Source organism: Vibrio sp. PID17_43 (assembly GCF_002608565.1).
Lineage (GTDB): Bacteria > Pseudomonadota > Gammaproteobacteria > Enterobacterales > Vibrionaceae > Vibrio.
Map to the genome: position 1 here is coordinate 185,109 of NZ_LIXM01000004.1, position 11,338 is coordinate 196,446.

Consider the following 11,338-nt stretch of genomic DNA (forward strand, 5'->3'; position numbering starts at 1 on the left):
GTCAGGTCGTGAGCTGTTTTCAGACAATGAAGAAAAGTGGTTAGTCGAATTTAATCTTGCCGCCATTTTGGTCGCTAGCTTTGCTTCATTCTAAGGTAGAGGGAAAGAACTCGCCTGATTCGAGAGTTTTTCAGTAGAGGCGCGCATAACAAAATCAACCTAAGTTAAACTGTCCAGTCCAGTACCATCATTGGCTCGGTGATACACATCCTTTCTTAGTGCGTAAAAGGTGAACGAAAAGAAGCATATTTACTGCTCTGAAGGCTGCTCCGTACCAAAACCGCGCAGGATATTGGTGAGCGTGATGACGCTGAACGCCATAATGACCAATGATAGGTGCCAGGCTTGGCTTAGACCTAACTGCATCAGCGTCATACTTACTATCGATGACACCACCATTTGGCCACCACCGGACATGGCTGCCGCCGCACCTGCTTGTTTTTTATAAGGCTGCATGACCATCGCTTGCGCACAAGGTAAGGCGATCGAGTTGCCTAAGATCATCAATAGCTGCCCCAACATTAAGTAAACGGGTTCAACGGGACAGAAGAATAGCCATAACGCTGAACTTATATGCAAAGCTGGCGTCATCAATAGCGTTCTTTTACTGCCAATCATTGGGCGAATACGGTTACACAGGCTGGTGCCGCAAATCATGCCAAAAGCAGGAATCAACGCCCACATTGCGTATTCGTCTGATGTCATGCCGATTTGGTTTTGCATGATGAACGGCATCACGGATACCGTGGTGATCATCAAACTGAAGTTGAGCCAACCTATGCTGGCGAAGCTCATAAAGTAGCGTGAAGTGAGCAAATCACGATATTGCAGCAGCATCTTCTTTGGTGAGGGAATGGGAGTTGGGTGCGCGATGGTTTCCTGAAAACGCAGCGCAATAATGGCCCAAGCAAACGACACGTACCCTAATAGTGAAATGAATACCATGCTCCAGCCAAAATGGAAGTTAATGAAGCCACCAAGCACTGGCGCGATGAGGGGCGTAATCGATGCGGCCATCGCAATGTAAGACATGGCGACGGGCAGCTCCGAGCCACTAAAACGATCGCGAGTGGATGCCCGCGCCAATACGGCACAACAACCGGTGCCTAAACCTTGTAAGAAACGTCCCATCACCATGCCAGTAAAGCTATGGCTGTAGAAGATGATCATCAAAAGACCAGACATGGCGATCAGCAAACCGGTCAGTAGTACTTTCTTTCGTCCAAGCGCATCTGATACAGGACCATAAATAAATTGGGAAGGGCCAAAGCCAAGTAAGTAAATACTCACCAGTAGCTGAGCTTGGTCGAGGGAGATATCAAAGTCTTTGGCGATCCAGGGTAAAGATGGAAAGACCAAACCCATGCTGAGTTGACCAACACTGATGATCAAACACGCCAGTAGGATGGTTTTAAAATCAATCGGGCGGTTCATGATCGCGGTGAGCCTCTTTTGGTGGAGGCATCAACATACAGAAGTTCATTAATGCTGACAATACCAAATGAAGCCATGGGTAAGGGGCTAAGCTTATCTCAACAACGAATGCGGTGCTCAATAAGCAACGAAAGTGAAGCGCGTGGTAAATCAATGGGTAACGAGGCGGTGTTTTTCAAAATACAGAACTGCAAGCTGGCTAATCAGGAGAGCCTAGAGAAAGTTTCGAATATTGGCTAAAGAAAAGCCAGAGTGAAAATCGAGCTCTGGCTTTACTTTTTGATATGCCGTTATGCTGCGTTGAGTTGGATCACGCGGTTCCTACCGAGTCGCTTCGCTTGATAAAGCGCTTTCTCAACTTGGTCTATGACGTTGTGATAGCTCTCTTCCAGAGGCGTAAAGCCGATGCTGGCGGTAAAGCGAAGTTCACCACAGCCTAGTGATAGGTGGCTGTTTTGAAGAGCGATTCTAAAATTGTCTAATTGTTGCTGCGCATCGAGTCCATCATTGGCTTGTAAGAGAAGCATGAATTCTTCGCCACCATAACGCGCAAGACAAACCCCCTTTGGTTTAGGAAAATACTCTCGGAGTACATCGGCGGTTTTCTTCAGCACTAGGTCACCAACGGGGTAACCATACTTATCGTTGATGTAGGTAAAGTTATCAATATCGATCATCGCGACGAAACGGTTTTCAGTGCCCAGTTCTCGGGCAATGTGGGTTACCAAACACGTTTTATTTTCCAACTGAGTTATCGGGTCTTGATGACGTAAACGTTCACGTAGGCGTAGATTGGCGAGTGCTGTTTGGGCATAGCATTGTATCAACCTAAGTACGTATTTGTAGGTTGAGAAGCGACAATTTATATAAACCACAGCCATCAGGTCGTGCCCGTCAAATAATGGCATGCAGTAGTGTTTGTTGTTGATCTTAAGTTTCTTAGCAAGCAAGTCATTACATTTTTTACTGCGGATGGTTAGCGTAGTTTTGGAATAGCGTGTAGTGCACGTCTCATCTGTTAGAACTCGCCGTCTGTTTCCGTGATAGTCGAGAATGTAAATGCCGTAATTGGTGCTGTCATAGAGGCACAGTTGAATTCCGCGATGGTAGCAAAAGCGATTGAGGACCTGTTTCAATTGAGCTTTAAATTCATCTACGTTCTTCACGCCATTTAAGTCACCTAAGGAGCCATGCAGTTGTGAAGTGAGGTAGTGAATGCTGATCGCCAGTGCGAGTAAGGAGGCAACCACGCCGGAGATTAATGCAAATGGATAGCTGCTGTTAAAAATGTCTGCTCGGTCTGTGCCTGCGATGAACACCCAGTTCATGCTATTGTCAGCATCGAATACAGAGAGTTTAAAATGGTCTTGGTAGTAGTATTCGTGTTTACCAAACAGTTGCCCATCATCAACTTTTTTACTGATTCCACCATGGAAGCTAACCGAAGGATCACCAATTCGACTTGGGTCGGGATGGAAGACTAAGCGTTCAGTATCACGATCAACAACGAATACGTACCCATTACTGAGTATTTTCAAGCCACGGAGTTGCTGGGTGGTATGGAATAAGTCGAATTCTAGCCATAACTGATGCTTGAGTGTTGGGTTTATATGCTTAATCGCGAATACCCAACGTTGCTGTGGGTTTTGATAAAGGGATGAGATATAAAAATCCTCGTGGAGGGTATTGAGTTTATTCCAGGTCAGCCGGGTTGTGTCGGGTTGTGCTACGTGGCCAGAAGGGAAGTACGCTACTGGATGATTTATCTCTGAGTAAAGAACCGCAGAGTACAGTGATGAGTAATCGATGATGCTATTACTCAAGTTAGTAAACTCGAGACTGTTTGGGTTGTGTTGATTGGCTTTTAATGCGGATTCCAACAAATAGAATTTGCTGAAAGCGGCTTCTATTCGTGATTGTATTAGCCGGTTCGCGGTGATCAGATTGGTTTGAGATTGTCGATAAACTAACGACTCTGAGTCGCTCAGTTGATCGTAAGACAAATAAACAATGAAACCTGCGAGTAGCAGCAGGTAAGGCCGTATAAAACGGATCAAAAATTTGGGTAAAGCCATATGCCAAATAACGCTGCAAATATTATAAGTGTGATTTGGACAGCAATACTAGATTAGTTTCAATTGCGCATCAATGCGTATGGTATGCCATTTGATCTGACTGCTGTTTATCTACACGAAACGTCGATAAAACCAACCCAGCGCGTGGCTTATATCGAGTGCTGAAAAGTCTTTGGGGTAGTTTGAACTAAATAACCTCAACTCGGGATAATCTAAGCCATTCAGCACAGCTCTTTTAGCGCCTAACATCGTTAAAATGACCGCAATAGACACGCTATTGTCTTGTCATTTTGCCTCGTTATCCATCCAAAATAGTCGTACTGACTTCTATGCTTTGCTTAAGTCATCCATAAATTAAGCAATGTAGACTTTCTTATCCCGAGTTGAGGTTAAATAGCGTTCGGAGAGTCGATTCTTAATCACGTTCGTTTCCCGCCGTTTAGAATGATGAGAGAAGGTGCCGCTCGCCGTTAAGCGAGCAGCAATCACTACTTGGCAGAGCTCTATGGTTGAGAGCTCTATGGCTGGTAGTGCAATACCGCCATCGACGTCGGTGACAACAGCATTTCGCCTTTTGCATGTCCTGGGTTTAGGTTGCGGACGTTGGTATCACACACGGTTATCCATGCCTGGCCACGATCATTTGGCAGTTTGAAGCGCGCTGGCGCATTGGTTTGGTTGATCAGATAAACCAGCTCTTGGCCTTTTTTGCCAATACCCAAGTGAAGTGCAACGGAGCTTAAACGGTTCCAATCGTCATGCTCCATTAAACTACCATCGGTTCGATGCCAAAAAATGCGATTGTTGTTGCGATGCTCACCACTGAACGCTCGAATGAATGGCACCATGTACTGATTGCGGTTAGCAACCATCTGCGACATCCAAGCCATAAATTGATGCTTTCGCTCGGATTTAGACCAGTCTAACCAACTGATGTCGTTATCCTGACAGTACGCATTGTTGTTGCCTCGTTGGGTATGAGATAACAAATCGGCGGTAAGAATATGCGGAATACCAAACGCAAACAGCAGACTCGCCATGAGGTTGCGTTTTTGCTTCTCACGTGTCGCTATGATGATTAAGTTCTCGCTTTCGCCTTCTACACCGTAGTTTTCGGAGCGATTATCACCGTGGCCATCGCGGTTTTGTTCCCCATTGGCCTCGTTGTGTTTTTGCTTGTACGAGACCAAATCTTGCAGTGTGAAACCGTCATGATACGTGATGTAGTTAACCGTGAGTTTGTAAGGCCAATTCGCAGCGCTGTAAATATCACGCGAACCCATCAAGCGAGTGGCAAATTCTTTTAAGTAACCTTGATCACCTCGCCAGAAGCTGCGAGCAATATCGCGCAGTTTGTCATTGCACTCATTCCAACCAAATGGGAAATTGCCAACTTGATAGCCATTCGGACCAATATCCCAAGGCTCGGCAATCAGTTTGGTTTCACGCAGCACGGGATCTTGCGCCACGGCTTTGAAGAAAGCAGCGTCTGGATTGTAATCGTCGCCCTGACGACCTAGTGTAGCCGCTAAATCGAATCGGAAACCGTCAACTTTAAACTCACTCACCCAGTAGCGTAGGGTATCCATCACTAAATTCAGTGCGGGTTGGTAAGTCAAATCTACGGTGTTACCACAACCGGTAAAATTTGCGAAGTGCTGGCCGTGTTTGATGTAAAAATGTGGGTCGAGCGCTTTAAGGTTGAAGGTCGTCGGACCATCACCACCTTCAGCCGTATGGTTATAGACCACGTCGAGAATCACTTCGATGCCATGTTTGTGTAACTCTCGGATGGTGGTTTTTAGCTCCGTTACTGCGTCATTTTCTGCGTAGCGTGGGTCTGGCACCATAAACAGGTATGGGTTGTAGCCCCAGTAATTCACCTTATCCATCTTGAGTAGATGCGGTTCATGCATACACGCTGCAACGGGGAGTAATTGTAACGTGTTGATATTTTGTTGTTTATAAAACGCTAGCATCTCTGATGATGCTAACCCTAAGTAACGTCCTTTCGTGGCCTCTAGGACCTCTGGATGCTGCTGTGTTAATCCCTTAACGTGCGTTTCAAATAGCACCATTTCTTCACGTGGAATGCGAGGATGCTCGGTTCCTTGCCAATCAAAGGTGTCCTCAATGACGACACATTTTGGCATATCGAAGCTTTTAACGGCAGAGAAAGGAGGGCGGTAGTGAAGAGCGGCATCTATGGATTTTGCATAAGGGTCAGAGATGAGTCGTGGTTCATCATGATGAGTCACTACATAACCGTATTTTTGTCCCGGCTTTATATCTGCGATGAAGGTGTGGCGAATTCCGGCGTGTTCGCCGGGTAAGTCATACAAAGTGTAACTGCCATCGTCAGAAAATAAGGCCAGTTGAATGTCATTACCACCCGGGGCGTAAACAGAGAAGTTACAACCTTCTTGATTCACGGTTGCGCCGAGCGGGTACGGACGAGAGAGAAGTTGTGTCATTAGCGAGTCTTTTTCTAATATTTATTGCTACCTTTAAGAACTATAAGTAAAAAACTTTGTCTTACTAAGGTCAACCACCTTATGCCGAAAAATATGACTGTAATTTAATTACTTTCTATGATCCATTTTGGTCAGAAATATGAAATGGCTATCACTTTGTAGCGATCTAGAATTGGAGATACTTACTAATTCCTCCCCAGATTGGTGATCTGACTCGAAAAAACGCCATTCGGTAATTCTTCTCATCCCTTCTCATCCCCCCTAAATTAGTTTGGGGTGGAGGACGTCATTCTTGTGCGCCTTGGATAATCTGTAAACCGTTGAAACAAACGGGGACTTGTTCCCATCTTACCTCTCTTTCTTTAGACGCGTTTTTACTGCCTATATTCGCCTAAAGTAGCGAGCAGGGAAGACAGAATTATAAATACCCTTAATGGAGTTAAGAATGAAAAAAGTAAGTGTAATTGCCGCTGCAGTGGTTTCCACGTTGATGGCTGGATCTACATTCGCAGCCGAAGCGGATTTCCATGGTTACTTCCGTGCTGGTTTTGGTGCAAATGCTGACGGTGGTTCTCAATACTGTTACGGTAACGGTGGTCCAACAACGTTTGGTCACTCAGTTGGTCGTCTAGGTGATGAGTGTGATAACTATGCCGAAATCGCACTCAACGTTAACAAGGTGTGGGAGGGGCAAGACGGTAGTTCGTTCAACTTACATACATTAGCAGCATACGGTACTTATGAAAATGGCGGCTTAGACGGACGTGGTAACTCGTTCCAATCAATTGGCACAGATCCAGATAGTCCATGGAGCGGTGAGCGTGCTTCATTCCGTGAAGCGTGGGTTGATTACACCATGGCAAACGGCATGCGTTTATGGGGTGGTGAGCGTTACTACGGTCGTAAAGATATCCATATCATGGACTTCTACTACCTAAATAACTCTGGCGCTGGTATTGGTGTTGAGAATATTGATCTAGGATTTGGTCAATTCCATGCTGCTGTTGTTCAGCATAAGTGGAAAAATCCTCTGACAGCTCCGGATGCTGACGGTGTTGAAACTCCATTGGAAGACACACAAGTATACTCTACTGCAAATTCTATCGACCTACGCCTAACAGGAATTGAAACCAACGACAAGGGTAGCCTAGAAGTTATTCTTCTTGCGGCTAAGCCATCGCATACAGATGTTCAAAAAAATGCTATCGATAATAATGTCGGAAACTCTGGAGATTATGGTCTAGACAAAGCAGGCTTCTTCTTTACTGCGGAGCATACTCAAGGCCATAGCATGGGCTTTAACAAAGCGGCCATCCAGTATTCTACAGAGGGTTACGCTTGGGCTGGCTTTGTCGGTAACCACACTGGTGACTCTTACAACATGGAGCTAGGTCAAGAAGGGCGTAAATCTTTCCGTTTGATTGATTGGGGTGTTGTAGAAGCAGAAAAATGGAACCTAGGGTACTCAGTTGTTTACGCTCAACTAGATAAAGGTACTGATGGTGAAGACGCGAAAGCGATGAGCGTTGTTGTTCGCCCTGGTTACAAGTGGTCAGAAACAATGAGCACGATTGTTGAAGTGGGTCACTTCCGTCAAGATTTTGGTGCAGATTGGGGCGCGGGTGAATGGACAGATTTAACTAAGTTTACTGTGGCACAGCAATGGCAAGCGGGTGACAACTTCTGGGCGCGTCCTGCAATCCGTGTATTTGCGTCTAAATACACAGGTGACATGGCTTTGGATAACAACGATCTAATGTTTGGTGCGCAAGTCGAAGCTTGGTGGTAACCTGAATACTACGTAGCAAACAATAGTTTGTGTAATCAATAAATAAGTAGCCGGCCGTTAGGCTGGCTATTTTTGCATTCGGAGTGATGTAAAATGAAAAAAATTGTGTCGATATTAATGGGTATGTCGGTGTTGTTTGGATGCGCGAGTCATCAAGATTTTGAAGCATCCGGTGATTCTAGCCAAGCGATTACGTCGATACAACAGGTACATTGGCATGAAGTATCTATCCCGTCTAGTTTTTCCATCCATATTTCAGATAGAACACAATACTTAGATAGTAAAACGATTTCTGGCCCTGTTACTGGTTTTTTGTTTAATGTAACAGAGCCTAAATTAACTATAGAAGTTTCTGGTATTGTTAAAGGGCTTAAAGTTTTTGCTCCTAATCTTGCTTTGTATGATCAAGATTTCAACTTGCTCAGAAATTATTCATCAGAACACTTTGATTATGATAAAGATGACTTCATCAAGGGGGATGTGTTATTTGGTGATGTTGAGTTGGACTTGCCTCTTGATATTAAGAAGGTTTACGGAGTCATTTATACTACAGAAAGTGATCTAAAAGAAAATACCCAGCTATTGCACCCAGCAAAAGCGATGGCGATTGCAAAAAGAAATGTACCGCCAGCAATTGATGATCCAATTGCAAAACACGTTGATTTCGGGGAAGTTCGCGTTTCGATAAAAAGAGAAAGCATTTTTTTAGGTTTGACTTCACCATCAAAGTCGGCATCTGCACCAGAGATTCCAACATCACTGGAAAAATCAAAAATAGTGAAAAATGTTCAACCTGAAACGATAAATTTCTATCATCAAGCGATTAAATCATCAGTCTTAGAAGGAAATATTCCGAAAGCACTAACACTGCTTGATGAAGCGAAAGAATTGGGCATCGAAGGTGCACAAGAAGTATTTGTGAAAGCAGTGAATACAAAATAATTTAAAAAGGTCAGCGATATGCTGACCTTTTTTATTAATCTATTTGAATGTCTAAAACTCACCCCTACATATAGTTAGCTTATTCACAAATTTATTTGTTTTACTTTGTTTTTTATATTTAACAGATCAATAATTAAATTGTGTTCCTAACCTTACTTGTCATCGATTAGGAAATAATTAAACCTCTCAAAGTAATATGGCTCAGCAAGATATAGAATAATGTTATTTATCGATGGTTCGATATTTTGTTCTTTTTAAATATTAAATCTTTACCAACTTGGTGAGTTTTTATTTACTTTGGAATATTAAAAAGGAATTAACGTGAAAATGAACATGATGAAAACATCACTTGCTGCTGCCTTACTTCTTGCTCTTGCTGGTTGTCAATCGACGGCAGAACCAGAAGGTGCTGCTGAACCTATTGTTAATCTATCTCAAGATGAAGTCGTTGCTTTTATGGCGGCTTGTGATAACCCAGACAGCACAGCGAAAGGTCCAATTTCTAAGCCGTTGTTTGTTGTTGGTACGTTTGCTGATTCAGATTGGAAACATGTACCTCAACGCCAATACACTTATAAAGGTAATAACTTCTACCAAGTTGTGACGCAAGAAAAAGCAGGTTCTTATAAAATGCAATATGCGACAGAGTTGTGGTTCCCACAATTTACTGCGAAAGGCAATCGAATGAATGTGGGTGAATTAACTCAACTGACATTTGGTGGTTACGGTACGGATACTTCAGTGGATATTAAAGAAGATGGTAAATATGTTTGGAGTCTTCAATTTGAAGGCGAAGGCAAACCACTTCATGTTAAGGTTAGTAAGTGCCAATAATATTCAATTTGGTTATTTGATTTTATTTTTTATTTATTAGCCCCACCATGTAATTCATGTTGGGGTTAATTTTGTCTGGGAGAGTTTTAATGCATCATATCCGATATAAAAAACTGCTCGGTAAATCACTTATTGCCTTGAGTGTTGTCGGTGTTTTATCCGCGTGTAACTCCTCAGGTGGAAGTGATGGTAGCACACCATTGCCAGAGACGAGTTACGCTTGCCAAGCGAATGTGATAGAGCAAAGTAATCAGCTGCGAACTTATCAGATCATGGTAGAGAGTTTTGTTGATGGTGACTCGAGTATTGGCCACGGTACGGGTTATGGCACTAGTCACCACAATGGCGATCTACAAGGTATTATTAATTCGCTCGATTACATCCAAGACTTAGGCATGAATGCAATTTGGTTGACGCCAGTGTTTGAATCGGAAGCCATTGATGGGCAAGATCATTGGGCTGATCGTTTAGATGCAACGGGCTACTTTGCCACGGATTATTTTAAGATTGATCCACGCTTTGGCGATTTGGAAACCGCGAGAACGTTGGTTAATGAAGCGCACAAGCGAGGCTTATACGTTTTCTTTGATGGCGTGTTTGGTCACCACAAAGACGGTTTGATTAAGCCATCTCCATCTGGTTTGCTACCTTCCGGTGCAAGCAATCCTGTCGATTACCCAGCAAGTTTAGACTTTTACAAAGAAGTCGCGACTTATTGGGTAAAAGAGTTAAAAATTGATGGTTGGCGCTTGGATCAAGCCTACCAAGTACCGACGGATGCTTGGACGCAAATTCGTAAAGCCGTGGATGAAGCCTCACAAAGCGTGACTTATACCAACAGCGAAGGCAAACGAGTCAACCCACTGGGTTACATGGTGGCAGAAATTTGGAAAGGCGAATCTGAAATCGCGGATGATGCTTATGGAATGGCAAATACCCCTGCACTTTGTTCTGCGTTTGATTTCCCGATGCGCTATCGTGTGGTTGAAACCTTAGCGGTAAATGAGAGTGGTGTCGGTGGTCGAGATGTTGATTGGCTAGACAATGGCTATCAGACTCACAATCAATACCCAGCCCATGCCCAGCCTAACTTGATGATAGGTAACCATGATTTAGTGCGCTTTGGTGATTTGCTGCAACGTGGTGGGTTGGCTGATGTTAATGACGCGGAATACTGGCAACGTCATAAAGCCGCATTTGCTTTCCAAGCCGCTTACACCGGGCCAATCACGCTTTATTACGGTGATGAAATTGGTGACCAAGTTGATGGCTTTGCTGCCAAAGAGGACAACCATACCTGTGCGATCCGAGGCGTATGTGATGATCACGTGGCTCGTAGCAGCGCCAAGATCGAAGGGGTCACCGCAACGTTGGATGCGAATCAAGTGGATCTAAAAGCTTATGTGAAGTCTTTGATGATGATGCGTGCGTCCCATCCTGCTTTGTACGAGGGTACTCGCACCAACGTAGTCGCAACCAATGGAAGTTATGTGGACCTGAAAACGTCAGGTGATGATCAAGTTCTGTTTGTGCTGAACACATTAGAAAGTGCGAGAAACGTTGTGTTGACCGAAACGCAGGTGGGCAGTAACCAAGCGCTGGTGGACTTATTGACGAACGAGAAAATCACGCTAAGCGATGGGCAATATCAAATTCTGATGTCGTCGTTACAAGGTCGGTTCTTTAAGGTCACATCAAGCGGTCAGTAAGCCATTGAGACGCTATCTAAGGATAGTTGGTTAAGGATTGAATACGTAAAGCCGAGTGATGCTATCTACCCCCCCCCCCCC

7 protein-coding genes are annotated in these 11,338 nt (G+C 44.2%); 4 read left to right on the forward strand and 3 right to left on the reverse strand.

Annotated elements, in window-relative coordinates:
* Nucleotides 1-249: 249 nt before the first annotated feature.
* The 3 genes from AK965_RS04615 to glgX form a co-directional block, all read right to left on the reverse strand.
* A complete protein-coding gene (locus AK965_RS04615; RefSeq protein ID WP_099078499.1) occupies nt 250-1,434 on the reverse strand; it encodes a multidrug effflux MFS transporter in 1,185 nt (394 codons plus the stop codon).
* Between the two features lie 290 nt (nt 1,435-1,724).
* The gene (locus tag AK965_RS04625; protein ID WP_253252660.1) at nt 1,725-3,437 is read right to left on the reverse strand and encodes a diguanylate cyclase; all 1,713 of its coding nucleotides are present in this window, start codon (nt 3,435-3,437) and stop codon (nt 1,725-1,727) included.
* Between the two features lie 590 nt (nt 3,438-4,027).
* Entirely contained in the window at nt 4,028-5,983 is a 1,956-nt protein-coding gene (glgX, locus tag AK965_RS04630) for a glycogen debranching protein GlgX (protein WP_099078502.1), read from the reverse strand.
* 445 nt (nt 5,984-6,428) lie between these two features.
* Between glgX and AK965_RS04635 the strand changes: the two genes are divergently transcribed.
* From AK965_RS04635 to AK965_RS04650, 4 genes are all read left to right on the forward strand, one after another.
* On the forward strand, nt 6,429-7,772 hold the full coding sequence (locus AK965_RS04635) for a carbohydrate porin (protein ID WP_099078503.1): 1,344 nt from the start codon (nt 6,429-6,431) through the stop codon (nt 7,770-7,772).
* A 93-nt stretch (nt 7,773-7,865) separates the two neighbouring features.
* On the forward strand, nt 7,866-8,714 hold the full coding sequence (locus tag AK965_RS04640) for a MalM family protein (protein ID WP_099078504.1): 849 nt from the start codon (nt 7,866-7,868) through the stop codon (nt 8,712-8,714).
* Nucleotides 8,715-9,041: 327 nt separating this feature from the next.
* Nucleotides 9,042-9,548 (forward strand): glycosidase, encoded by a 507-nt coding sequence (locus AK965_RS04645; RefSeq protein WP_099078505.1) that lies wholly within the window; start codon nt 9,042-9,044, stop codon nt 9,546-9,548.
* 89 nt (nt 9,549-9,637) lie between these two features.
* Complete coding sequence (locus AK965_RS04650) at nt 9,638-11,257, forward strand: alpha-amylase family glycosyl hydrolase (protein WP_099078506.1); 1,620 nt, start codon at nt 9,638-9,640, stop codon at nt 11,255-11,257.
* Nucleotides 11,258-11,338 lie beyond the last annotated feature (81 nt).